The sequence below is a fragment of the Caulobacter sp. HMWF025 genome (assembly GCF_003060965.1).
Classification (GTDB): Bacteria; Pseudomonadota; Alphaproteobacteria; order Caulobacterales; family Caulobacteraceae; genus Caulobacter.
In genome coordinates, this window is sequence record NZ_QAII01000100.1 from 1,433 (window position 1) to 24,974 (window position 23,542).

Sequence of the window (23,542 nt, forward strand, 5' to 3'; positions counted from 1 at the left end):
GGCCACTACCGCGCCGACTTCCCCGAAACAGCCGGAGCTGTGCGGACCTTCGTGACGCTGCAGACCGAGAGCGCCGTCGTGCGCTATGCCGCCGAATGACCCTCTCCCCCCTTCCCGACCTCCTGATACGTCCGATCATCGACGCGGCCCTGACCGAGGATCTCGGACGGGCGGGCGACATCACCGGACAGGCCTGTATCGACGCCGAGGCCCGGCTGTCGGTGGTCTATGCCAGCCGGCAGGACGGCCGGGTCGCCGGCCTGTCCTGCGCGCGGCTTGCCCTGGCGGCCATGGATCCGGCAGCGACCTTCGAGGTGGTCACGCCGGACGGCACGGACTGCGCGCCGGGCACGGTTTTGGCCCGGGCCGAGGGCAATGCCCGCGCCGTGCTGATCGCCGAGCGCACGGGGCTGAACCTGCTGGGCCGGCTGTCGGGCATCGCCACCCTGACGCGGGCCTATGTGCGGCTGGTCGAGGGCACTGGGGCCGTCATCGTCGATACCCGCAAGACCACGCCAGGCCTGCGGGCGCTGGAGAAATACGCCGTGCGCTGCGGCGGCGGCATCAACCACCGCTTCGGCCTGGATGACGCCATCCTGATCAAGGACAACCACGTCGCCGCCTGTGGCGGGGTCGGCGAAGCCGTCCGCCGGGCCCGGGCCTTTGCCGGCCATCTGGTCAAGGTCGAGGTCGAGGTCGATGGCCTGGACCAACTGGAAGACGCGCTGAAGCACGGTCCCGACGTGGTGATGCTGGACAATTTCAGCCTGGACGACCTGCGGACCGCAGTCTCGCTGGCCAGGGGCCGGGCGGTGCTGGAGGCGTCGGGCGGCGTCAACCTGACCACCGTGCGGGCCATCGCCGAAACGGGTGTCGATGTGATCAGCGTCGGTGCGCTGACCCACTCGGCGTCGGTGCTGGATATTGGGCTGGACGCGGTTTAGGGCGCTTCAAATCGCCCCAAATCTTGTCATCCCGGAAGCCTCGCAGAGGCTATCCGGGACCCAGGGGCAGCCGCGCTGCGTTGGCCCCTGGGTCCCGGCGCTCCGCTCCGCTGCGGCCGGGATGACAAGACTTTAGGTGGGCTGCATTAGCCCCAGATCTTCATCAGCTCCCGCACCACCATCACCGCCAGGGTGATCGTCGACAGCGCGAACAGCAGGAAGCGCAGATTGACGATGTTGACCGTCACCTGCACCAGGCTGTGCAGCACCCGCAGGCCCACATAGACCCAGGCGAAGTGCACGGCCCAGCCGTCGGCATGACCGGCCACCGCGATGGCCAGGGCGGCGGCGTAGAAGATGGTCGGCTGTTCCATCAGGTGGTTGTAGTTGTCGGCCGCCTGGCGAGCGCCGGCCGGCAGCACATCAAGAGAACCCGGAAAGGCCGCGTCCTGCGGCTTGATCCCGGCCTTCAGCATCGCCGGAATGCGACGCGCATACATCCACAGCCAGATCAGCAGCGACCAGCCCACCAGCGCCATTACCGGCGCGATCATCGTATTCATTTAGAGCGTCCCTCCCCGGACGTTTTGTTTGTATGGGGAGGTTAGGCGCAGAACGGGGTTATTGCGAAGCCTGACGTTGGGGGAGCCCCAGCCTGACCAGTGCAACCGCTGCCAGCGCTCCAATCAGCAACCCCAGAGCCAACGGCATAATCGCCTCAGCCAGGCTCGGAGCGATGACCATCAGGCTGGTAGTGTTTGTCCGCTGCATTACGTTCAGGATGGTCAAGCCATCCAGCAGACTGGCGGCCAGGCCGACGCCCGGAGGCAGAAAACTGAACACCGTCAGCAGCGAACGGTCCGGATCGACCGAGGGCTTAAGGAGGCGGGGCACGGCGACGGCCAGGATGGCAATCAGTTGCAGCCCCAGAACCATCAGCGCCAGCTTGATGAGCGCACCGGAGTAACCCAGGAGCATTCCAAGCGTTGCGAGCGGGTTGGCAGGCATGCCCGCCCAGACCGCCAGACCATAGGCAAAGCCCAGCAAGCCGGTGCCCAAAACGCTGAACGCGACCGCTGCAACCTTCAATGGCTCTCTCCCCCGCCGGGCCGGAACAGACCTTGCCGCGAGCCTAGAGAGACAATTCTGGATTGCAACGGCGCATCTTCAAGTCCGGTCCCGGAACGGATCGGCGGGATAGACCCCCAGGATCTCGAACTTCTCGGAGAAGAACTTCAGCTCGTCGAAGGCCAGGGCCAGGCTGCGATCCTCGGGGCGGCCGTCGACCTCGGCATAGAAGAAGGTGGCCGTGAAGGCCCCGTTCTCCATGTAGCTCTCCAGCTTGGTCATGTTGACGCCGTTGGTCGCGAACCCGCCCATGGCCTTGTAGAGGGCGGCCGGCAGGTTGCGGACCTTGAACACGAAGCTGGTCACACAGCGATGGGTGAAGGGCGGCGGGGTCGGGCTGGCCTCGGCCGTCATCACCAGGAAGCGGGTGGTGTTGTGGCGCTCGTCCTCGATATCGCTGGCCAGGATGTCGAGGCCATAGATCTCCGCCGCCAGGGCCGGGGCGACCGCGCCGCGGGTCGGGTCCGGATTGAGGGCCAGGGCCTTGGCCGCCCCGGCGGTGTCACCGGCCGCCTCGGTGGTGACGCCCAGCTTGCGCAGGCTGTTGCGGCACTGGGCCAGGGCGATGGGCATCGAGGCGACGGTCTTGATGTCGCCCAGCTTGACGCCCTTGTTGGCCATCAGCTGAAAGCGGATCGGCTTGAACAGCTCGCCGATGATCTTCAGCCCGGCTTCCGGCAGCAGGTGATGCACGTCGGCGACCCGGCCGGCGATCGAGTTCTCGATCGGGATCATGCCCAGGGCGCAGACGCCGCTCTTGATGGCTTCAAAGGCCTCCTGGAAGGTCGCGCAGGGATAGGCCTCATAGTCCGGAAAAAAGGTGCGGCAGGCCTCGTGGCTGTTGGCACCGGGCTCGCCCTGGAAGGCGATCTTCTTGAGGACACTCATGCTTGTTTTCCAGCCTGGATACGGGCGGCTTCGAGATCGGAGGGGTTGTCGACGGAAATCGGCGCTTCGGGGGCCACGGCGGCGCGGATCGTCATGCCCAGTTCCATGGCCCGCAGCTGCTCCAGCTTTTCGCGCTGTTCGAGCGGCGAGGGTGAGGCGGCATTGAACGCCTCCAGGGCCTCGCGGCGATAGCCGTAGATGCCGATATGGCGCCAGACCGGGCCGTCGCCATAGAGGGTCGAGCGGGTAAAGTAGAGGGCGCGGCCACTCAGGCCGTCGTCCTCCATGGCCAGCACCGCCTTGACCACATCGGGATTGGTCCGGTCGGCCGGTGAAGCCTCGGCGGCCACCACGGTGGCGATGTCGCAATCGCCGAAGTCGTCCAGCAGGCCCGCGCAGGCCGACAGCACCGCAGGATCGACGAACGGCATGTCACCCTGGAGGTTGATCACGACGTCGTGCTCACAATGGGGATCCAGCTCGGCCAGGGCCGCCAGGATCCGGTCGGAGCCGGACGGCAGGGCCGGATCGGTCAAAACGGCGATTCCGCCGGCGGCGCGCACGGCCTCGACGATCTCGGGATCCCCCGCCGCCACCGCAACCGGGCCGATTTTGGCCTTCAGGGCCTGATTCAGCACCCGGACAATCATCGGCTGCCCGCCGATGTCCGCCAGGGGCTTGTTCGGCAGACGGGTCGCGGCCATGCGCGCGGGGATCAGGACGATGGGGTTCATGGTCGCAATTCGCTCCTGCCCAGTTGCGCGAGGGGCGGTAGCGTGTAAGAGACGCGAGCGCAACAAAAGGCGCGCGGGGGATTCCTCGCCGCGGGATTGGGCTCGCCGTTCGTCGGGCCCGTTAGAGGCTGACAAGGCTGAGATGAGCGACCTGACGTTCAACAAGATTGCTGGCGGCGTGCTGCTGACCGGCCTCATCATTTTTGGTCTCCGCGAGGCCTCGACCATCGTGTTTGAAAAGCACGAGATCGAGAAAGCCGGCTACGAGATCGCCGTCGAGGAGCCGACCGCAGGCGGCGCTGCCGCTGCCGTCGAGGTCGCACCCGACTGGGGCACCGCCCTGCTGCTGCCGGCCAATATCGCCGCCGGCCAGGCCGTGGCCGCCAAGTGCGCTGCCTGCCACAAGATCGAGCCTGCGAACCCCAACAGCATCGGCCCGGGCCTTTACGGCATTCTGGGCCACAAGCCCGGTGCGCATGCCGGCTTTGAATACTCCGCCGCCATGAAGGAATTCGGGGCCAAGAACCCGGTGTGGGACTATGACCACATGTATGAGTTCCTGAAGGCCCCGGGCAAGTACATCTCGGGCACCAAGATGGGCTTCGTCGGCCTGAAGAAGCAGGAAGATCGCGTCGCGATCATCGCCTATCTGCACAGCCAGGGTTCGACCCTGCCAGTGCCGGCGCCCAAGCCTGCTGCTGCCCCGGCTGACGCTGCGGCTCCGGCCGCCGCGCCGGAAGCCGGTGCTGCGGCAGCTCCGGCCGCTGCGGCTGAGGCGCCTGCCGCCCAGTAAGCGACGTTCGACCGATCTGACATCAAGGGCCGCGAAGTTCGCTTTGCGGCCCTTTTCTATCCGAAGGCCCGGCTATACAGGCGGTACCGCTTAATCGGATCATTCCGCCATGACGCTTCGCGCTATCGCCGCTGCAGTTGCGCTGACCGCCTTACTGGCAGCCGTTCCCGGTTCGGCTTTTGCCGCCAAGGCCCCCAAGGTCAGCCTGTCCAGCAGCGCGCAACTGCCCAGGCCCCTACCCTATCCCTATGACCCCAAGGCTGACGCCCAGGCCGAGGTCGCGGCGGCGGCTGCTCGGGCCAAGGCGGCCCACAAGCTTTTGCTGATCGACCTAGGAGGCAACTGGTGCGGCGACTGCCGGATGCTGGCGGGCGTCATGCGCCTGCCAGAGGTCAAGAGTTTCCTCGACGCACACTACGAGATCGTCACGGTGGATGTGGATCGGTTGGACCGCAACATGGACATCCCGCTGCGCTATGGAATTGGCCCGGACGACCTGATCGGCGTTCCAGCCCTTCTCATCATTGACGAGACCGGCGCGCTGCGGAATCGCCACGAATTGATCACCGTCACTGACAAGCGACACACTAGGCCCCAACAGATGGCCGACTGGCTGGCCAAGTGGGTGAAATAGGGCTCCTTCTCCCCTTGCGGGAGAAGGATCAAACCCGCCGGTAGCCCAGCGGCGCGCCGACCCCCGCCGCGTCGATCCGTGCAATGGCCTGTGCCAGGGGCTCGATCGCCGTCGCCATGTGATGGGCGTTGGCATGCAGGATCGTCTCCGGATCCAGCAGGATGGCCACATGGCCTTTCCAGAACACCAGATCGCCGCGCCGGCGCTCGGGCTCGGCGACCTCCGGGAAGAATGCGCGCTGCTGGTCGGTGTCGCGCGGGCAGGCCCGGCTGCAGGCCGCCAGGGCCTGCTGGACAAGGGCCGAGCAGTCGAGGCCCAGCGACTCGCGTCCACCCCACTGATAGGGCGCGCCGAGGAAGCGCTGGGCCACGGCGACATAGTCGGTCTCGCCGGTGCCGATCGGGGCCAGGTGCTCGACCGGGAACCAGCCGGCCCGGGCGGCGCGGACAAAGCGCCCCTCTGTCGCTTCGACGGTGACCAGGGCATTGAGGCTGTAGAGCCCGACAATGGCCGACTTGATGTCGGGGGCACTGAAAGCATAGCTGCGCAGGGCGGCAATGCGGTGCGTGGGGGCCAGCAGCGGGGCGGACAGGGCATCGCGGGTCACATAGCCGACATAGCCGTCCCGACGGGCCTGGCCGAACGCAAAGTCGCCGGTCTCGAACAGCACATCGAAACGCTCGCCGAAGACCAGCTGGTCTTCCTGCTCGGCGTCCGGTTCGGGGGCCTTGCGGATCGAGGCGATGGGGGCGCTCGCCTGCATCGTTGTGACGTCGGCAAAGCGGTCGGCGGCGACCCGGCCCTGCAGCCGGCGGTCCGCGAGGCCGTCGCGCAGCAGGGTCAGACGGCGATCCGGCGCGCTCATGCGGCGAACCGGGTCTTGAGCATGGCAAACAGCGCCCGGATGGCCTGGACCTCGCCGCCGGCCGGATAGCCGGGCCGCGCCTTGGGGTTCCAGGCATAGAGGTCAAAATGCGCCCAGCTGCCCTGGCTCGGCGCGAACTTCTGCAGGAACAGGGCGGCCGTCGTCGCCCCGGCCTGGGCCCAGGCGGCGGAGTCGTTCTGCAGGTCGGCGATCTCGCTTTCGATCGATTCGCCATAGGCTTCGGTCAGCGGCATCCGCCAGAGCGGATCAAAGGTCGCCGCCGAGGCTGAGGCGATCTGCGCCGCCAGCGCCTCGTCGCCGGTCCAGAAGGGAATGACGAAGGGCCCCAGCGCCACGCGCGCCGCACCGGTCAGGGTGGCAAGATCCAGCGTCAGGACCGGATTGTGCTCTCCGGCCCGGGCCAGGGCATCGGACAGAATCAGCCGGCCCTCGGCATCGGTATTGCCGACCTCGACGGTCAGGCCCGCGCGGGTCTGCAGCACGTCGCCCGGACGCATGGCATCGCCGCTGATGGCGTTCTCGACCACCGGGGTCAGGACCACCAGGCGCACGGGTAGGCCGGCGGCCATGACCATGCGGCCGAGCGCCAGCGCGTGGGCCGCACCGCCCATATCCTTCTTCATCAGGCGCATGCCGGTCGAAGGCTTGATGTCGAGCCCGCCTGAATCGAACACCACCCCCTTGCCGACCAGGGCCAGGACGGGATGGGCCGGATCGCCCCAGGTCAGTTCCAGCAGGCGCGGCGCGCGATGCGGTACCGCCGCCCGGCCCACGGCATGCACGGCCGGATAGTTCTGCTCGAGCAGGTCATCGCCCCGGATCACCGTCAGCTCCGCGCCATGCTGCTCGGCGATCTCGCGGGCGATCGTCTCGATCTGCAGCGGCCCCATGTCGTTGGCCGGCGTATTGACCATGTCCTTGACGAGGGCGCAGGCGTGGCTGATCGCCAGCACGGCCGTGACATCCACACCCCTGGGGGCGACCAGCCGGGGCCCGGTCCCGTCCTTACCGGATGGGCGCTTGCGATAGCGGTCAAAGCGATAGAGGCCGAGCGCAAAGGCCACGGCCACTTCGGTGAGATCCAGGCCCCTCGGGATTCGGGCCAGGGCATAGTCGCCGGCCGGGAGTTTGGCGGCGAGGCCCCTGAAGAGGCCCGGATCCACGCGCGAGCCCGTTCCAAGCCCCAACAGGACCCGCTCGGTCGCTCCGCCGGGGCCCGGAACCAGCAGGACCTGCCCGGCCTTGCCCCGGAACTGGTTCTGGTCTGCGAGGGTCCGGACGGCCGGGCGACGCGCGGCGACAAAGGCCTCGACCTCGGCTTCGAACAGCGGATGGACCGGGATCGCACCCGCCGTGTCGGCGGCGAGAAAGGGGTGGATGTCCAACATGTCGCGGCCCTTGAAAATTATGCTTAACGATTCCTTGAGGCCCCGGAGCGAGGATGCGGGAACTCGTCGGAGAGACCTCTTCCATGTGTCGCAAGCGCGCGCGCCTCGCAACCCTGATCGCCCCGGTCCTGATCGCCCTGGCCCCGATGGCCCATGCCGGCGAAGCCCCGGCCCGTCCGGCCGCCGACACCGATGCCTCGGCTCCAATGGGGCCGCGAAGGGCCACGCCGGCGCAGCGGGCCGAAGCCCGGCGCGCCGATCCGCTGGCCCGGGCCGCCTTCTGGGGATCGGAGCTCGCTGCCGACGGTCGCGACGTAGAGGCCGGGGTCGCCCTGTCCCAGGCCCTGCGGGCCCTGGGCCGCTTTGACGAAGCCTCAGCCGCCGTGACCAAGGTCCTGATCGTCGCGCCGGAGGACGTCGAGGCCCTGCTCGAATCGGCCCGCGTGCACATCGCGCGGGGTCAGGGGTTCTATGCCATTGAGCCGGCCCGCAAGGCGGCTAGCCTGGCCCCGCGAGACTGGCGGCCGCAAAGCCTGCTCGGTGTGGCCTATGAGCAGGCCCAGCGCGACGACGAGGCCCTCGCCGCGCACAAGCAGGCCGTCGCCCTGGCCCCGAACGAAGCCACCCCCAATGCCAACTATGCCATGCATCTGGCCGCCCGTGGGGATCTGGCCGGGGCTGAGGCCCAGCTGAAACGGGCGGTCGCCCTGCCCTCCTCGACCATCCAGATCCGCCAGAACCTCGCCCTGGTCATCGGCCTGCAGGGCCGGCTGGCCGAGGCCGAGAAGCTGGCCCGCGAAGACCTGCCGCCCGAGTCCGTCGCCAACAACCTGGCCTGGCTGCGGGCCGCGACGGGCCAGGGGGCCAGCTCGATCCAGCCCCGCTCCTGGGAAGCCCTGAAGGCCGGCAGCTAACGCCCGAGGCGGGCCAGCAGGGCATCACGATAGGTCCGGCTGGCGACCAGCTCGGCCCCGCTCTCCAGCACCAGCCGCCACGAACCGTCGGACAGTGACTGCGTCTCGCACACCCGGGCCAGGTTGACGACGGTCGAGCGGTGGCTCCGCGCGAACACCGCTGGGTCCAGACGGGCTTCAAGGTTTTGCAGCGTGTCGCGCACCAGGCCTTCGCGCTGGTCCCAGTGCACGACCACATAGTTGCCCGCCGCCGCGAACCACTCGACCTGGCTCAGCATTACCGGCACGCGTCGCGAACCGGCTGACACCATGAGCCGATCCGTCGACGGGGTTTCGTGCCGTGCACGGGCCGCCGTCAGGGCCGCCTCAAGCCTGTCCGAGCGCACCAGCTCAAGCCCGATGCGACGGTGATGAGCCGCCGCGACGCCTACGGCCGCAATGGCGGTGTAGAGCAGGATTGAAACCGGCAAACGGCCCAGGGCCCGGCCTGAGGCCTCCGTCCAGCCCTCGCCCCCGACAAAGCTCATGTCGATCCAGGCGGCGGCCAGTGACTCCATCGGCGCGACGATGATGGCTGCCAGGGCCAGGGCAGCCATCCCGCGTCCACCAGCATCAAAGCGGCGCAAGATCAGCCAGACGAGGGCCGCAACCGGCACCCATGCGGCATAGCTGGTCCCCTGCCAGGCCAGGGACTGCCCGACCTCCAGCGCTCCGCCCGACGCCCGGCGCGCATACCAGGCGGCACTGACCGTGGTGGCCAGATAGGCGTAGAGCCCGAAGCCCCAGGTCCAGACGGCCGTCGAGATCCGCCTCACGGGCCGACGGGCACCGGACGGCGGTTCGCCAGAATGACGATCCAGATCAGCGCCATCGGCTGGAACAGCAGGGTCGGCCAGAGCTGGCTCCATGGCGTGGGCAAAACCGTCAGGAAGTTGCCGGAGAAGGCGCTCAATACCGCCCCGTAGGCGCTGAGCATCTTCACAAGATGCTCATACGTCCAGAGCTGGGGCGAGAAGGGCCAGTCGGTCGGTCGCAGAAAGCGCCACAGATCCCAACCGCCATAGGTCAGGGCACCGTAAACGAGGGCCATGGACACAGCGGTGTTGCTACCGGTTTGCCCTGTCAGGATCAGGACAAGGACCCAAAGGCCGATGGACAACACCGTCAGGGTGACCGCCCAGTCCAGAGGCCGGGCGCGCTGGGCGGCATCCAGGTCAGGCCGCTTGCGTCGCAGGACCCGCACACCGGAGAAGACGGTGATGGAGGCCGTGGCGCTCAGCGCAGCGAAATAGGCGTTGAAGCGAAGGGCCGTCATCACCCAGGCACAGGCCAGGCCCACGGCCATCACTGCGGCGAAGAGACGCCCCGACAACCGGTGCCAGCGCCCCCCCTTGCGGGTGAGGATGGGCAGGACGCCAATGACGACCGCGCAGAGGCCCGCAGCGATGTGAAGAGCGAGGGCGGGTGCGAAGATCCAGGTCATGCTCCCCGGATGCCTGACCGCCGCCGGGTATGGACAGCGGCCTGTGACGAGACGCGGCTGGCCGGGACGAAAGCCCTCAGTTCAGGGCCCGCTCAAGCGCCTTTGCGGCCATCACGAACTTCTGGATCAGGGGCCCGGCAATCAGGTCGCGCAGCACAAAGACCAGCCCGGTCGCCAGGGTCAGGACCAGTCCGGTCTCGACCAGGGAACCGGCTGACTCATCCTTCAGAAAATCGCGAAGCAGCGTTCGTCTCAGTCTCGGGCGTTTCATGGCAGCGTCCCAGTTCGATACGTCTGGGACCAATGCACGCAAGGGATGAGCCGAAATCGACTTTCGGTAGATCCTTGTCTTCAGGGTATAGCGGTTCGCGCCAGGGGGCAGAGGTCTCCGCCCGCCCCATCGGTCGCCACGGGCTCTAGTGCTTGCCCATCACGTCCTGGATCTTGATGATCGCCGGGCCGAGGATCACGACGAACAGAACCGGCAGGAAGAACAGGATCATCGGAACGGTCAGCTGGGCCGGGAGGGCTGCGGCCTTCTTCTCCGCCGCCGACAGGCGCAGCTCGCGGTTTTCCTTGGCCATCACGCGCAGGGCTGCGCCGAGCGGCGTGCCATAACGTTCGGCCTGGATCATGGCTGTCGACACGGACTTGATGCCTGGATGGTTGGTCCGGCGGGCCAGGCCTTCATAGGCGAGGCGGCGGTCAGGCAGATAGCTGAGTTCAGCCGTGAGCAGCGACATCTCCTCGGCCAGCTCCATCGAGCTGGACCCGACTTCGGCCCCGACCTTCTGGATGGCCGCCTCGATCGACATGCCGCTTTCCACGCAGATCAGCAGCAGGTCGAGCGAGTCCGGAAAGGCCGCCACGATCGACTCGCGACGCTTCTGGGCGACGTTGCTGATGTAGACGTTCGGCGCGTAGTAGCCGATGGCCAGCGCCGCCATGCAGGCGCACATCTTCTGCATGCCGACGAGGCCGAAGTCATTGATCAGATAGATGTAGATCGCCGTGATGACCGCGAAGACGAACGGCATCACGAAGCGGAAGAAATAGAAGGTCGAGACCGGCTGCGGGCCGCGGAACCCGGCCTGGGCAAGCTTGTCGACGACTTTGGGATCCTCGAGCAGCTTGGACAGTTGCAGCCGGTCGACGATGTTCTTGTAGAGACCCTCGTCAGCATGCCGCAGGGTGCTGCCGACAGCGGCCCCCTTCTGGGCCAGCGCCTCGCGAGAGCGGCGGCGCAACTCCTCGCGGCGGTTGGCCACCGACTTCAGGCGCCCCTCAAGACCCCGGTCCTTCATCATCGGCGCCGCGAGCGTGAGGATGGTGAGGAACACGACCAGGGCAATGAAGCCCGAGAGCAGGTTCGAGGGGTTGGTCAGGGTCGAGGCAATGTCCATCTGGCGTGCCCCTAGAACTTGAAGTTGATCATCTTGCGCATCACGAAGATGCCGATGCTCATCCAGATGCCGCCGGCCAGGAGCATCAGATGCCCCCGGGGGTCGGTAAACAACGGCTGCATGTAGGCCGGCGAGGTCACCGTGATCAGGACCACAACGCCGGGCGGCAGGCAGCCGATGATGAAGGCCGAGGCGATGGCTTCGGCCGACAGGGCCTTGATCTTCTCGCCCATCAGCTTGCGGGCCCGCAGGACAGTTGACAGGTTGCCGAGCGCCTCAGCGAGGTTGCCGCCGGTCTTCTGCTGAATGGACAGCACGATGGCGAAAAAGCGCAGCTCATTGGTCGGCATGTGCTCGTACATGCGCTCGAGGGCGGCATCCATCGGCATGCCCATGCCGACATTCTCGGTCAGCATGCGGAACTCTCCGGCCAGGGGCTCGGGACATTCCTTGCCGATGATCTTCAGGCAGTCATGGACCGGCAGGCCCGAGCGAATGCCGCGAACGATGATGTCGATGGCGTCGGAGAAGGCCTCGGTGAACTTCTTGATGCGCGCAGTGGCCATGAAGCCGACCACCCAGCGCGGTAGACCAAAGCCGGCGGCAAACGCGGCCCCGAGGGCGATCAGCGGGTTCTGACCCAGGATGATGATCAGCAGACCCACCGTCACCCCGACGACGGCGCTGACGATCCAGAAGCCTTTGACCTTCTCCCCGAGCCCGGCCTGACGGAGACGCGCGGCGATCGTGACGGACGCCTTCTTCTGCTGACGGTCCTGCTCTTTCAGGGTCTTCAGGATCTGCTTGCGACGGGCGTCCGGTGTGTTGGCCACAGCCTTGGCCCGGGCACTGGCGTCGCGCGCGCCGCCGCCGGCAATGGCCTGGGCCCGCTTGACGGTCCGCGCGGAGCTCTGGTCACCGCCGGCGAATACGAAGCCGATGCCGGCGATCGTGATGAAGCCCAGGATGGCGGCGAGGACGACCAGCATGGCTATTCCGCCGCGTCGAGGGCTTCGGCCAGCTCGCGCTCGAGGCCGTAGTAACGGGCACGGTCCCAGAAGCGCGGGCGGGCGATACCGGTCGAGCGGTGCTTGCCCACGACCTTGCCCTCGGCGTCCTCACCGGTGATTTCGTAGACGAACAGGTCCTGGGTGACGATGACATCGCCTTCGAGCCCGACCACCTCGGTGATGTGGGTGATGCGGCGGCTGCCGTCCCGCAGGCGTGCGGCCTGGACGATGACGTCGACCGAACCGACGATCATTTCCTTGATGGTCTTCGAGGGCAGGCCATAGCCGCCCATGGTGATCATGCTCTCGATACGGCTGATGGCTTCACGCGGGGTATTGGCGTGCAGCGTGCCCATCGAACCGTCGTGGCCGGTGTTCATGGCCTGGAGGAGGTCGAAGGCCTCCGGGCCACGGACTTCGCCGACGATGATCCGTTCAGGACGCATCCGCAGACAGTTCTTGACGAGATCGCGCATGGTCACCGCGCCCTGGCCTTCCAGGTTGGGCGGTCGGGTTTCCAGACGCACCACGTGCGGCTGCTGCAGCTGCAGTTCGGCGGCGTCCTCACAGGTCACGACCCGCTCGGTCGGATCGATGAAGGCGGTCAGGCTGTTGAGCAGGGTAGTCTTGCCCGAGCCGGTACCGCCGGAAATGACGATGTTGCAACGGCAGGCGCCGATGACGCCCAGAACCCGCGCCCCTTCCGGGCTGATGGACGCATAGTCCACCAGGTTCTTCATCGTCAGCTTGTCCTTCTTGAACTTCCGGATGGTCAGGGTCGGACCATCAAGAGCCAGGGGCGGGGCAATGACGTTGACGCGGCTGCCGTCGGGAAGACGGGCGTCGCAGATCGGGCTGCTTTCGTCGACGCGGCGGCCGACCTGGCTGACGATCCGCTGGCAGATGTTCATCAGCTGCATGTTGTCGCGGAAGCGCACATTGGTCAGCTGGACCTTGCCGCCGACTTCGATGAACACCCGGTGCGCGCCATTGACCATGATGTCGGCGATGTCGTCGCGGGCCAGCAGCGGCTCCAGCGGTCCGTAGCCGAGGACGTCATTGATGATGTCCTGGACCAGGTGTTCCTGCTCGGCCACCGACATCGAGACGTTCTTGATCGCGACCAGCTCGGCCACAATGTCGCGGATCTCCTCGGCGGCGGCCTTGATGTCCAGCTGGGCCAGCTGGGACAGGTCGATCGTATTGAGCAGGGCGTTGAAGATCGTCGTCTTGGTGGCGTGGTAGTAGTCGCTCTGCTCGCGCACCACCTGGGTGGTCGCCGGCGCGCCCTGGGCTGCCCGCAACTGCTCAAGGCCCGGTGCGGGCTTGGGCGAGGCAACCTTGGGCGTAGGCGCCCCCTTCTCCGGCAGGGGCTCGACGCGTTGCGGACGCGTGGCGATGGCCGCTCCGCCCGCAGGGGCCGGGGGCGGGGCCTGACGATCCGTCGCCTGGGTCTGATCGCGCTTGCCGAACATCCTGGGCTATTTCTTCCTGAACAGGCCGGAGAGCATCGAGGTCTTCTGGACCGCAGGAGCCTCGCGCCGGCTGATCAACTGGGCGAGGTAGTCGATACCTTCGGCCGCCTTGGACTTCGGGGCCACCTCGGCGACCATCTGGCCGTTATTGGAGGCCTGACCGAAAAGCTTGGGATCGAACGGCAGCACCAGCGAGGGCGTGATGCCCAGCGCCTCACCGAAATCCTTGACCGGGATCTCCGGACGCCCGGGCACGCCGACCTGGTTGAGCACCAGGCGGGGCGGCGCGTCATTGGGACGGGCCTGCCGGACGAGATCGACAATGTTTTTGGCGTTGCGCAACGATGCGAGATCCGGCGTGGCGACCACGACCAGGTCATCGGTGCCGATCAGGATCTTGCGCGTCCAGGCTCCCCAGCTGTGCGGGAGATCGAGGACCACGAACGGCGCAGCCCCCCGCACCTTCTGGGTGACTTCCTCGAATGCCTCGGCGGTGATTTCATAGTCCTGGTCCAGGGTGGCCGGCGCGGCCAGCAGCGACAGGCGATCACCGCAGCGCACCATCATCCGGTCCATCAGGACCGGATCCAGCCGGTCCGGCTGGGTCAGGGCATCGATCACGCCCTGCAGGGGATCCTGGTTGAAGTCCAGACCGGCGGTCCCGAACGGCAGATCCAGATCAACGATGACCGTAGCAGACTGCATCCGCTCCGACATCGACCAGGCGAAGTTGTGGGCCAGGGTCGAGGCCCCTACGCCGCCCTTGGCGCCGACAAAGGTCACCTGACGCCCGACGAACGGTGCGGCCGGATCGGCATAGAGCGCCGAGACGGCGCGGATCACCTGCAGCGGCCCAAGCGGCTGGGTCAGATATTCGCTGACACCACGGCGGATGAGCTCGCGGTAGAGCGCGATGTCGTTGGTCTGGCCGACGACCACGACCTTGGTCCCGGGGTCGCAGACCTGGGCCAGGGCATCCAGCTGGTACAGCAGCCGCTGGGCGCTATCGAGGCTCTCGACCAGCACCAGCGAGGGCGTCGACTGGTTCTGGTAGAGGTCAACCGCAGCATCAAGGCCGCCGGTCCGGACCACGGTCGAGGCGCGGGCCATACGGCGGTCGGCCGCTGCCGCCTCGATCATCGCCGAGGTTTCAGGCCGGACGCAGAAGGCATGAATGGTGATGCGCGGGACGCTGGTCTCGCCCAGGGCCGCGTCGCCGCCGGCCAGGACGTCGGCATGGGATGCCGTCTCGGGCGCGACATAGGACGGCGGCGGAGACGCGGCCAGGCGATCCGGCGTCGGACGCGTAGGGGTTTGGGGCGCGGCGGGGGTCTGCATCATGGGAGCGGAGGTGGAAGCACTGCCCAGGACGGGCGCGTCGGCAAAGCCACTGTCAAAGGAAACGGCCTTCTGCTCGCGGGGGCGAGCCGGCGGGAAGGCCGCGAAAGGGTCTTCCAGTCCGTCCATGGCCGGGGCCAGGGCCGGAGCGGTCGAGCGCCAGGGGTCAGACCCTGCCGAGGTGAACTCATCGTCCGCATCGAAGCCCGTGTCGAAGGCTTCCGGATCATTGGGGAGACGCGCCATCAGTTAATCGCCTTGGAGATGGTGCCCTTGGCCTGATCGTCCTTGGCCGACGATGTGACCTCGCCCTTGCGATACTTGCCCAGCACCGTATCCCGCCGGCCGGCGTCGATCGGCGCGCTGTCGCGCGGACGCAGGAGGTCCTCGGGATTGGCGATCTGGGCCGCGAGATTGGCCGCCATGGCGCAACCGAAATTGCCATAGGCCTCGTTGTTGCGGGTCGCCGTGAGGTTTTCCCAGTTATCGCCGCAGCGCGGGCCTTCAGCGATATAGGTCTGGAAGCCGACCCGGATCAGGGCCTGATCGCTGCCGGCAGCATCATAGGCGACAATCCTGACCTGCGGGGCCGGGGCGCCGTACATCATCAACCGGTCACGCACCTGCGAGGCCATTCGGCCCGACGCCGTTGACCCGGGGCCACCGACCGGCGCGCTGACAACGATCTCGCGTGCCTCAGCCGAGAGCCAGCGCCCGACCAGCGCCCGCAGGGCCTGGTCCTGGGTGTCCGAGACGCCGGTATTGTGCGCCACCAACTGGATCTCGTCCGGCTGGGGGGTGACCTTGATCCGGTCACGCCACTTTTCGGCTTCCAGGCCGGCCAGGGGCGGCGCGGTCGTGGGCTCCGGGCCCTTGGTGGCACAGGCGGACAGACCGACAAGGGCCATGCCGATCAGGCCGGCCTTGAGGATGTGGGGCATGGAGCTGTTGTTCATGGCCGCGTCCTCACTCGATCACATAGCCGACAGGGCCCTGGTAGGCCCGCCCGATATTCGCCCCGGCCGGAGCCTTCACCACCTTGTTCAGACGGCCCAGCAGGGCCGTGCTCATGTCGCCGGCGATCTGCAGGCCGTCCGCCGGGGTCTGCAGCGACCTGGGATGGGCCGGATCAACGATGTAGGGCGTGATGATGATGACGAGCTCGGTCTCGCCGTTCAGGAAGTCGCGCGACCGGAACAGGGAGCCCAGGACCGGCATGCTGGTCATGCCCGGGATCGCATCGACGGTCTGCTTGGTGGTCTGTTGCAGCAAGCCCGCGATCATCAGAGAGCCGCCGGAAGGCAGTTCAACCGTCGTCTCGGCGCGCCGGACGGTCAGGCCCGGCACCGTCAGGGTGCTGGACCCCGAGCCGTTCGAGACCGTGTAGGCCCCCAGATTGGACAGCTCGGAGACTTCGGTCGACAGCTTCAGCGAAATGCGGCCGCCCGACATGACGACCGGGGTATAGCCAAGGCCCACGCCGTAGGGCTTGAACTCGATCGTGACCTTGCCGGTCGTGTCCTGGCCGGTTGGAACCGGGAACTCACCACCGGCGAGGAAGGTGCCCGACTCCCCCGACAGGACCGTCAGGTTGGGCTCGGCCAGGGTGCGGATCAGACCCACGCGTTCAAACGCCTGGATCATGCCCTTGGCGGAGTTGATCGCCTTGCTGCCCGCCGTGGTCTTGAGGGTGGCGGTATCGCCGTTGACCACCGTGATCGGATTGCCCGCCGAGTCGAACGACGAGAACACCTTGTCCTTGACCACCTGGTAGCAGGTGCCGGTCACGCCGCCGATACAGGGGACGACCATGGTCGGCTGCTGGGTGGTATCCAGCTTGAAGCCGCTGGTCACGCCGCCCAGCAGGCCACCGTTGACGCCGTAGGTGGGCGAGATGCCGAAGGTAAACTGATCACCCCCGAGCTGGCCCAGCACGGCATTCAGGTCGACTCCGAGCTGTTTGACGATGTTGCGCTGGACCTCGACGATCCGGACTTCGAGCTGCACCTGGTCCTTGCCGGCGATGCTGAGCATGTTCAGCACCTTTTCCGGCGACGAGACGAACTGCGCGGCGATCCGCGAGGCCTTCTCGGAGTCCCCGGCGTTCATCACCAGACCGCTCAGGATCACGCTGTCCTTGAGCGGCACAACCTTGATCGTTCCGCCGCTGATCACGGTGTTCAGGGTCGAGGACAGCAGGCTGGTGTCCTGTCCGACGCGGATGTTCAGCGTCAGAATCCGGCGGCCGGAGGCATCGAAGAAGGCCGCATCGGTCGCCCCGGCGGTCAGGCCGAGGACGTAGATGCGACGGGGGCTGCGCAGGACAGCGTCGGCCACCAGCGGATTGGTGACCAGCATGTCGCGCACGTCAGTCGGCAGCTCAATGATGGCCGACTTGCCCAGCGGCAGATCCAGAACACGGGCCCCGGCACCGGCGGTGAGGTCGATGCTCAGCGGACGGTCAGGCTCGGAGACCGGCATCTGCACCGGCGGGGCGGGACGGGTGACGCGGCTCGGCGGGCGATAGGTGTGCGATCCCGCCACCGGTCCGTCGGCCAGGGCCGGCGCGACGGTACCCAGCAGGAAGAGGCCGGCCAGGGGGGCGGTGAGAAAGCGACGGGTCATGGAGGATCCGCTCATTGGCGCACCGAAATGTTGCTGGTCTGACCACCGCGATTGATGCGGACGATCGGTTCATCCCCGGGCCGCTGGCCTGGCGCGACGCCCGTCGGCCCACCCAGGTCGGTATAGGCCCGCAGGGTGAGGGTGACCGGCCCGCTGGCCTTGGCCTTGACCAGGGCCTCTGCGTCGAGCGGCCCGACTTCCAGCGTGGCGGTGGCCGCCACGATCGACTTGGCGTCCTTTTCGGCCGCCGTGCTCTGGTCGAGCGCCAGGACGCGGACATTCTGCAGGATGGTTTCGGCGACGATGACCTTGCCGGCCGACGCGCCCTCCTCGCCGCCCGGCGTGACCCGGTCACGGGTCTGAAGCACATCGACGCGGTCGCCCGGCAGGATGAAGCCGCCGACGCCGGTTTCCGAGGTGATCGGGACTGACATGGCGCGCTTGCCCGGTGCCAGCACGACGGACAGGTAGCCGCCGTCGCCGCCGCGAACGATCTTGCGTGAGGTGATGGGCTCGCCGACCAGAATCGGGTCGCGGACGATCGCGCCCTCAACGGCCTTGGCCGGATCCGCACCACCGATCATGTCGCTGGCGACATCGGTGGCGATCGCCTTGGCCTTTTCGGCCCCCTCGGGGGCGGGCTGGGCGGCACCATTGGTGATGAAGGCGGCATTGACGGCCTCGGTCGGCCAGGCCTGCCAGGTAACATCGTCAGCGGTCAGGCGAGCGCCGATGGCCAGATCGCGCTTGGCGACCAGCACCTGGGTCATCGGCTTGGTGGCGGCGGGCGCGGCTGCGGCGGCCGGCGCAGCGGCAGGTGTGCCGCCCATCATGCGCTGCATCACCACGGCCAGGCCGATGGCCGCAACAGCGGCGACCAGGACGATCAGAAGGCGAACAGGGTTCATGCGCAGTCACAGGCCTTCGCGACGAGAAGCGAGATTTCGGCGATGCGCACCCTTCCGGATCACGCAGACGATTCGTCAGACAGCCTTTCTGGCCACGGCCATGCTCGCCGGTGCATGGTTAACACCGGCTAAAGTTTCAGCTTGAAGAGTCGAAATGTCCGCGCGACAGCCTGACGCGGGGACGCGGCTTCAGCGCAGGATGGCCGAGGCCAGCGCGCCGTCCGGGAAGGTCGCCAGGGCACCGATCGCGATGGCCACGCCATAGGGAAGATCGCCCCCTTGCGTGCCGAGCCTGCGCAGCCAGGCCGGGCTGCCGGCCAGGACAGGCTCCAGCCAGCCCGAACGCAGGGCCAGGATCACCATCGTCAGGGCACCGCCGGCCAGACCCGTGGCCAGCATGAACGGCACAGCTCCCGGCCAGCCGATCCACAGCGCGCTTGCCGCAAACAGCTTGGCGTCACCCCCACCGATCCAGCCGGCCGCAAACATGCCCATACCCAGGAGCAGGGCCCCGAAGCCGGTCGCCAGGCACAGGCCCAGGACAGCCAGCGGCGCTCCGCTGACAACCGCGGCCGGCACAAAGGCCGCCAGCAAGGCCAGCGAGATCCAGTTGGGAATGGTGTAGCTGGTCACATCCTTGAGCGCGGCCACAATGGCCAGAGCCGGAAAGACGGTCAGCAGCGCGATCTGGAATGCATGCATCTCAGCGAAGCCTCTTTGCCTGCCTCATTCTGGGACGATGGGATGAAGCAATGGTTTCCCGCCCAGCACACAAGGAAAAGGCCGCGACGGGAGCGCGGCCTTCGTGCAGATCGCGGCCGTCAGCTTGATCAGCTGGCGGCATTGGCCGTGGCGACCTTGGTGCCGACCTTCGTGAAGGTGGCCTTCAGGTTGGTGCCGAGCGTCGTGACGGCCGTCACGATCACGACGGCGATCAGGGCGACGATCAGGCCATATTCAATGGCCGTGGCGCCGGACTCGTCGTTCAGGAAGCGCTGAAAAAACGTCGTCATTCTCTTCTCCTGCTGTCCCCCGCAGGGGCCTTTTGGGCCAAGAAAAAAGGGTCGAAACCTTATGGTCTCGACCCTTCTTGTTCGGGCGTGGCCAGAACGCGTGCTGCCAGATTGCGAGCAGCCTGGCGTCGCTACGCGCCCAGGATCGTCCAGTCCGGAACCGTCCCCGCCGCAACCGGCGGGGCGGTCCCTGGAGATTAGCTGGCCGAGTTGGCGGTGCTGACCGTGGTGCCGACCTTCGTGAAGGTGGCCTTCAGGTTGGTGCCGAGCGTGGTGACGGCGGTCACGATCACGACAGCGATCAGGGCGACGATCAGACCATATTCAATGGCCGTGGCGCCGGATTCGTCGTTCAGGAAGCGGGTGACAAACTTCGACATGACTTGATCTCCTAAATCTTCGTTGGTTGATTTTGAGGTCTTCAAGCCGTCTCGACTTGCTCACCCCCGAAAACACGATCAATTTCGCCCAACCCGCTTAATGGCCAGTAAACACCGGAATAGTTTTCGGACTTTTTCTTTTGGTTTATTTGTATTTACTATTACCATCTCTTAACCAAGACCTTGAGAATTCAAAACAAGCCCTTCTGAATCAATGACTTTTGAGAAGGTCAGGTTGTCGCATCGGGGCGCAATTTAGTCTTTTGTTGACCATTCAAAGTCAGACTCGAACCGTGCTGGAGATCGAACTGGAACCCCTATGCGCCGCCTGACGCTCGCCCTTATCGCTGCCCTGACCGTTTGTGGGGCCGAAGCCCGGGCTGAAAACCTGTCGGTACCGACAGGCCAGGCCGCCCAGATCAGCCTCAATGGCGCTGTGCGGGATGTCGTGGTCGGTGATCCGCTGGTCGCCGACGTCAGCGTCATCAATGAGAGGACCCTGATCGTCCTGGGCAAGCGGGCCGGCGTGACCACCGTCCTGGCCTTCGACGCCAGCGGCAATCGCCTCGCGGACCGCCAGATCATCGTCTCGGACGTCGGCGGCGGTTCGGTCACCGTCTATAGAGGCGCAGCCAATACGACCAACTATGCCTGTGGCGCGCAGTGCACGCGCGTGACACCGGCGGCGGCGGTCAACTGATCCTGCGCGGCTAAACCCCTGATTAGGGACGTTCCCCTAGACTGCCCAGTGACCGCCGCTTCGGCGGCCGTGGAAACGGACCCTTCCGTCATGGCGCGTGTCGCCCGCCCCAAACGTCCGTCCAGGTCCTGGCCGCTGCGGGACCGCCTGCTGGCGCGCTTCGCCCGCGCCGAACGCGGTGCCACGACCATCGAGTTCGCCTTCGTGGCGATCCCGTTCCTGCTGCTGATTTTTGCGATCATCGAACTGGGCCTGGTGTTTCTGGTCTCCGTGACGCTCGAAAATGCCGTGATCGACTCGGCCCGCACAATCCGCACCGGTGAAGTTCAGACCGGCGGCGGCACGGCCAACACCTTCAAGGCGGCCCTGTGCACCCGGATGAGCTGGGTCGGGGCCTCCTGCACCACGGCGCTGACCGTGGACGTGCGAACCTTTTCGGGCTTTTCGACCACGGGCGCGGCCCTGAGTTCGAACAGGCCGGCATCGCCCTGCTGGGATCCGGGCGGCCCCGGCTCGGTCGTCCTGGTTCGCGCCTACTACAACTGGCCCCTGCTGACGCCCCTGCTTCAAACGGGCCTGCAGTCCGCCGGCGGCAAGCGTCTGATCACGGCAGCCTCCGCCTTCTCGAACGAGCCCTATTCCGACACTCCTGCGGCGACGGTGACATGCCCGGCTTGATGAAGCGCCCTGCCTCCCGGCTCCGGGGCCGCCTGAAGGGCTTCTGGCGCGATCAGCGCGGTGTCTCGGCTGTGGAGTTCGCCTTCATCGCGCCGGTCCTGGTCGTGATGTACTGCGGCCTCGCAGAACTGACCCAGGCGATGATGGCCCAGCGTCGCCTGAGCAATATCGCGTCGTCCATCGGCGACCTTGCCGCCCAGACCTCACAGCTGACCGATGCGCGGCGAACCGACATCTTCACGATCGGCAATACGATCATGGCCCCCTACCCGACCACCGCCCTGCGCATGTGCCTGGTCAGTGTCACCTCGGATGCCTCGGGCAAGGACACGGTCGACTGGTCGGAGAACTACAACAGCCACGCCAACTGCCCGGCCAAGAACACGGTGCTGACCAACGTGCCGGTCGGTGTCCTGCCGGCCAGCCAGAGCGTGATCATGGCCAAAGCCAGCTACGCCTATACCTCGCCGATCAAGTTCGTGATGCCCAACGCCATCAACTTCTACCGCACCTTCTATCTGCGGCCGCGGAAGTCCGAGACCGTCGCGCGGGTCAGCTGAGTCTAGCGATGTGAGACCCGGCGCACGACCCTGTCGCCGACCATCTGCAGGACCTGGACCAGCACCAGCAGCAGCACCACCGTCACGACCATGACATCCGTCTGGAAGCGCTGGTAGCCGAAGCGGATCGCCAGATCGCCGAGCCCTCCGGCACCGACCACACCGGCCATGGCCGTATAGGACACCAGGGCGATCGCGGTGACGGTCGCTGCGGCGATCACACCCGGCATGGCTTCGGGCAGCAGGGCCCACAGCACCACCTGGCGCCGCCGGGCCCCCATGGCGAAGCTGGCCTCGATCACGCCCCGGTCGACCTCGCGCAGGGCGGTTTCGACCAGGCGGGCAAAGAACGGCGCCGCGCCGGCGACCAGCGGCGGGATGGCCCCGGCCACGCCCAGAGAGGTTCCGACCAGGGCGACGGTCAGCGGGATCATGACGATCAGCAGGATCACGAAAGGCACCGATCGCAGAATATTGACCAGCAGCGACAGCAGACCGTTGGCCAGCCGGTTCTCCAGCATCTGTCCCCGCCCGGTCAGGAACAGGATCACCCCCAGGGGCAAGCCCAGCAGCACGGTCAGAACCATAGAGCCGCCCAGCATGGCCAGGGTGTCGAGAGTCGCCTGTCCGATCTCGGTCCAGTCGATATTGCCCATCATGCGCCCTCCCCCGGGGTGATCGGATCAACCCTGACCCCACCGGCCTGGAACCGGGCGATGGCCGCCTCGACGTCGCCGCCGGTCAGGGCCAGGGTCAACTGGCCATAGGGTGTTTCGCGCAGCCGATGGATCCGGCCGCCGAGGATCGAATAGTCGACGCCGGTCGCGCGGGCGACCTCGCCCAGAACCGGTCGATAGGTGGCCTCGCCGCGGAAGGTCAGGCGCACCAGCCGCCCCTCAAGCCCTACCCCGGCCGCCGGTTCGCCATCGGCCTCCCGCACAAACCGTCGGGCGGTCTCGCTGGCAGGATGCAGGAAGACATCCTCGACGCTGCCGCTTTCGACCACGCAGCCGTCTTCAAGGACGGCGACCCGGTCGCAGACCCGGCGGACCACGTCCATCTCGTGGGTGATCAGGACGATGGTCAGACCCAGTTCCCGGTTCAGATTGGAAACCAGCTCCAGGATCTGTTCGGTCGTTTCGGGATCCAGGGCGCTGGTCGCCTCATCGCAGAGCAAGACCTTGGGCCCCGTGGCCAGGGCCCGCGCGATGCCGACCCGCTGCTTCTGCCCGCCCGACAGCTGGGCCGGATACTTGGCGGCATGGTCAGACAGCCCGACCCGGGCCAGTAGCTCGGCGGTCCGCGCCTTCACCTCGGCCGCCGGCCGGCCGGCCAGCTTGAGCGGGAAGGCGACGTTCTGGGCAACGGTGCGCCCCGAAAGCAGGTTGAAGTGCTGGAAGATCATTCCGACCCGCCGCCGCAGGGCTCGCAGCCCCTCGACGCCGAGGGCCGTCACGTCGTCGCCATCGACCACGACACGGCCGCTGGTCGGGGTCTCAAGGCCGTTGATCAGCCGGATAAGGGTCGATTTCCCCGCACCGGACGCCCCGATCACGCCGAAGACCTCACCGGCCGCAACTGTAAGGGACACGCCGTCCAGCGCCGGCCTTGCGCCAGGCGCATAGGTTTTGGACACAGCCTCAAAGGCAATCACGTCGAC

At 66.8% G+C, this 23,542-nt stretch carries 29 protein-coding genes; 8 read left to right on the forward strand and 21 right to left on the reverse strand.

Going from position 1 to position 23,542, the window contains the following annotated elements; genetic code table 11:
• The coding region (locus DBR10_RS19975; protein ID WP_233243375.1) for a hypothetical protein at window positions 1-99 on the forward strand (99 nt) is incomplete at its 5' end.
• The gene (gene nadC, locus DBR10_RS10830) at window positions 96-944 is read left to right on the forward strand and encodes a carboxylating nicotinate-nucleotide diphosphorylase (RefSeq protein WP_108505111.1); all 849 of its coding nucleotides are present in this window, start codon (window positions 96-98) and stop codon (window positions 942-944) included. The genes DBR10_RS19975 and nadC, both read left to right, overlap by 4 nt.
• A 146-nt stretch (window positions 945-1,090) precedes the next feature.
• Here the strand turns inward: nadC and DBR10_RS10835 are convergent, their stop codons facing one another.
• The 4 genes from DBR10_RS10835 to DBR10_RS10850 form a co-directional block, all read right to left on the reverse strand.
• Window positions 1,091-1,507 (reverse strand): MAPEG family protein, encoded by a 417-nt coding sequence (locus tag DBR10_RS10835; protein WP_108490004.1) that lies wholly within the window; start codon window positions 1,505-1,507, stop codon window positions 1,091-1,093.
• Window positions 1,508-1,565: 58 nt separating this feature from the next.
• On the reverse strand, window positions 1,566-2,033 hold the full coding sequence (locus DBR10_RS10840) for a hypothetical protein (protein ID WP_108490003.1): 468 nt from the start codon (window positions 2,031-2,033) through the stop codon (window positions 1,566-1,568).
• Window positions 2,034-2,111: 78 nt separating this feature from the next.
• Window positions 2,112-2,960, reverse strand: a complete 849-nt coding sequence (locus DBR10_RS10845) for a prephenate dehydratase (protein ID WP_108505110.1) — start codon at window positions 2,958-2,960, stop codon at window positions 2,112-2,114.
• Entirely contained in the window at window positions 2,957-3,694 is a 738-nt protein-coding gene (locus DBR10_RS10850) for a 3-deoxy-manno-octulosonate cytidylyltransferase (RefSeq protein WP_108556336.1), read from the reverse strand. The genes DBR10_RS10845 and DBR10_RS10850 overlap by 4 nt, the downstream gene beginning before the upstream one ends.
• 142 nt (window positions 3,695-3,836) lie before the next feature.
• Between DBR10_RS10850 and DBR10_RS10855 the strand changes: the two genes are divergently transcribed.
• Together DBR10_RS10855 and DBR10_RS10860 are read left to right on the forward strand one after the other, a co-directional pair.
• Window positions 3,837-4,487 (forward strand): c-type cytochrome, encoded by a 651-nt coding sequence (locus DBR10_RS10855; protein WP_108556337.1) that lies wholly within the window; start codon window positions 3,837-3,839, stop codon window positions 4,485-4,487.
• Between the two features lie 109 nt (window positions 4,488-4,596).
• A complete protein-coding gene (locus tag DBR10_RS10860; protein WP_108505109.1) occupies window positions 4,597-5,121 on the forward strand; it encodes a TlpA family protein disulfide reductase in 525 nt (174 codons plus the stop codon).
• Between the two features lie 28 nt (window positions 5,122-5,149).
• Here the strand turns inward: DBR10_RS10860 and DBR10_RS10865 are convergent, their stop codons facing one another.
• The gene (locus tag DBR10_RS10865) at window positions 5,150-5,986 is read right to left on the reverse strand and encodes a C40 family peptidase (RefSeq protein ID WP_108505108.1); all 837 of its coding nucleotides are present in this window, start codon (window positions 5,984-5,986) and stop codon (window positions 5,150-5,152) included.
• Window positions 5,983-7,395 (reverse strand): leucyl aminopeptidase family protein, encoded by a 1,413-nt coding sequence (locus tag DBR10_RS10870; RefSeq protein WP_108556338.1) that lies wholly within the window; start codon window positions 7,393-7,395, stop codon window positions 5,983-5,985. Before DBR10_RS10870 ends, DBR10_RS10865 begins: the two co-directional genes overlap by 4 nt.
• Window positions 7,396-7,478: 83 nt before the next feature.
• Between DBR10_RS10870 and DBR10_RS10875 the strand changes: the two genes are divergently transcribed.
• A complete protein-coding gene (locus DBR10_RS10875) occupies window positions 7,479-8,309 on the forward strand; it encodes a pilus assembly protein TadD (RefSeq protein ID WP_108506020.1) in 831 nt (276 codons plus the stop codon).
• Here the strand turns inward: DBR10_RS10875 and DBR10_RS10880 are convergent.
• The 13 genes from DBR10_RS10880 to DBR10_RS10940 form a co-directional block, all read right to left on the reverse strand.
• Window positions 8,306-9,124, reverse strand: a complete 819-nt coding sequence (locus DBR10_RS10880; protein WP_218278528.1) for a LytR/AlgR family response regulator transcription factor — start codon at window positions 9,122-9,124, stop codon at window positions 8,306-8,308. The two genes, DBR10_RS10875 and DBR10_RS10880, sit on opposite strands and share 4 nt — an antisense overlap.
• Window positions 9,121-9,792 (reverse strand): hypothetical protein, encoded by a 672-nt coding sequence (locus tag DBR10_RS10885; protein ID WP_108489976.1) that lies wholly within the window; start codon window positions 9,790-9,792, stop codon window positions 9,121-9,123. The genes DBR10_RS10880 and DBR10_RS10885 overlap by 4 nt, the downstream gene beginning before the upstream one ends.
• A 76-nt stretch (window positions 9,793-9,868) precedes the next feature.
• On the reverse strand, window positions 9,869-10,063 hold the full coding sequence (locus tag DBR10_RS10890; protein WP_108489977.1) for a hypothetical protein: 195 nt from the start codon (window positions 10,061-10,063) through the stop codon (window positions 9,869-9,871).
• Window positions 10,064-10,208: 145 nt separating this feature from the next.
• Window positions 10,209-11,195, reverse strand: a complete 987-nt coding sequence (locus DBR10_RS10895) for a type II secretion system F family protein (RefSeq protein ID WP_108506019.1) — start codon at window positions 11,193-11,195, stop codon at window positions 10,209-10,211.
• Between the two features lie 11 nt (window positions 11,196-11,206).
• Window positions 11,207-12,184 (reverse strand): type II secretion system F family protein, encoded by a 978-nt coding sequence (locus DBR10_RS10900; protein ID WP_108506018.1) that lies wholly within the window; start codon window positions 12,182-12,184, stop codon window positions 11,207-11,209.
• A gap of 2 nt (window positions 12,185-12,186) precedes the next feature.
• Window positions 12,187-13,680: a CpaF family protein gene (locus DBR10_RS10905; protein WP_108506017.1), complete on the reverse strand. Its 1,494-nt coding sequence runs from the start codon at window positions 13,678-13,680 to the stop codon at window positions 12,187-12,189.
• A gap of 6 nt (window positions 13,681-13,686) precedes the next feature.
• A complete protein-coding gene (locus tag DBR10_RS10910; RefSeq protein WP_108556339.1) occupies window positions 13,687-15,264 on the reverse strand; it encodes an AAA family ATPase in 1,578 nt (525 codons plus the stop codon).
• On the reverse strand, window positions 15,264-15,974 hold the full coding sequence (locus DBR10_RS10915) for a CpaD family pilus assembly protein (RefSeq protein WP_108556340.1): 711 nt from the start codon (window positions 15,972-15,974) through the stop codon (window positions 15,264-15,266). Before DBR10_RS10915 ends, DBR10_RS10910 begins: the two co-directional genes overlap by 1 nt.
• A gap of 10 nt (window positions 15,975-15,984) precedes the next feature.
• Complete coding sequence (locus tag DBR10_RS10920) at window positions 15,985-17,643, reverse strand: type II and III secretion system protein family protein (RefSeq protein ID WP_108505082.1); 1,659 nt, start codon at window positions 17,641-17,643, stop codon at window positions 15,985-15,987.
• 11 nt (window positions 17,644-17,654) lie between these two features.
• Window positions 17,655-18,551 (reverse strand): Flp pilus assembly protein CpaB, encoded by an 897-nt coding sequence (gene cpaB / locus DBR10_RS10925; RefSeq protein WP_108505081.1) that lies wholly within the window; start codon window positions 18,549-18,551, stop codon window positions 17,655-17,657.
• A 189-nt stretch (window positions 18,552-18,740) separates the two neighbouring features.
• Window positions 18,741-19,253: an A24 family peptidase gene (locus tag DBR10_RS10930; protein WP_108505080.1), complete on the reverse strand. Its 513-nt coding sequence runs from the start codon at window positions 19,251-19,253 to the stop codon at window positions 18,741-18,743.
• A gap of 128 nt (window positions 19,254-19,381) precedes the next feature.
• The gene (locus DBR10_RS10935; protein WP_108490252.1) at window positions 19,382-19,564 is read right to left on the reverse strand and encodes a Flp family type IVb pilin; all 183 of its coding nucleotides are present in this window, start codon (window positions 19,562-19,564) and stop codon (window positions 19,382-19,384) included.
• 197 nt (window positions 19,565-19,761) lie between these two features.
• Entirely contained in the window at window positions 19,762-19,944 is a 183-nt protein-coding gene (locus DBR10_RS10940; RefSeq protein WP_035045423.1) for a Flp family type IVb pilin, read from the reverse strand.
• Between the two features lie 319 nt (window positions 19,945-20,263).
• On the opposite strand from DBR10_RS10940, the gene DBR10_RS10945 reads away from it, so the two are divergent.
• From DBR10_RS10945 to DBR10_RS10955, 3 genes are all read left to right on the forward strand, one after another.
• Window positions 20,264-20,644, forward strand: a complete 381-nt coding sequence (locus tag DBR10_RS10945; protein ID WP_108505079.1) for a pilus assembly protein N-terminal domain-containing protein — start codon at window positions 20,264-20,266, stop codon at window positions 20,642-20,644.
• A gap of 90 nt (window positions 20,645-20,734) precedes the next feature.
• Complete coding sequence (locus DBR10_RS10950) at window positions 20,735-21,322, forward strand: TadE/TadG family type IV pilus assembly protein (protein WP_108505078.1); 588 nt, start codon at window positions 20,735-20,737, stop codon at window positions 21,320-21,322.
• On the forward strand, window positions 21,322-21,882 hold the full coding sequence (locus tag DBR10_RS10955) for a TadE/TadG family type IV pilus assembly protein (RefSeq protein WP_108490571.1): 561 nt from the start codon (window positions 21,322-21,324) through the stop codon (window positions 21,880-21,882). Before DBR10_RS10950 ends, DBR10_RS10955 begins: the two co-directional genes overlap by 1 nt.
• A gap of 2 nt (window positions 21,883-21,884) precedes the next feature.
• Here the strand turns inward: DBR10_RS10955 and DBR10_RS10960 are convergent, their stop codons facing one another.
• Both DBR10_RS10960 and DBR10_RS10965 read right to left on the reverse strand, forming a co-directional pair.
• Window positions 21,885-22,541, reverse strand: a complete 657-nt coding sequence (locus DBR10_RS10960) for a methionine ABC transporter permease (RefSeq protein WP_108505077.1) — start codon at window positions 22,539-22,541, stop codon at window positions 21,885-21,887.
• Window positions 22,538-23,536 carry a methionine ABC transporter ATP-binding protein gene (locus tag DBR10_RS10965; protein ID WP_108505076.1) on the reverse strand — a complete coding sequence of 333 codons (999 nt, stop codon included), beginning with the start codon at window positions 23,534-23,536 and terminating at the stop codon, window positions 22,538-22,540. The genes DBR10_RS10960 and DBR10_RS10965 overlap by 4 nt, the downstream gene beginning before the upstream one ends.
• Window positions 23,537-23,542 lie beyond the last annotated feature (6 nt).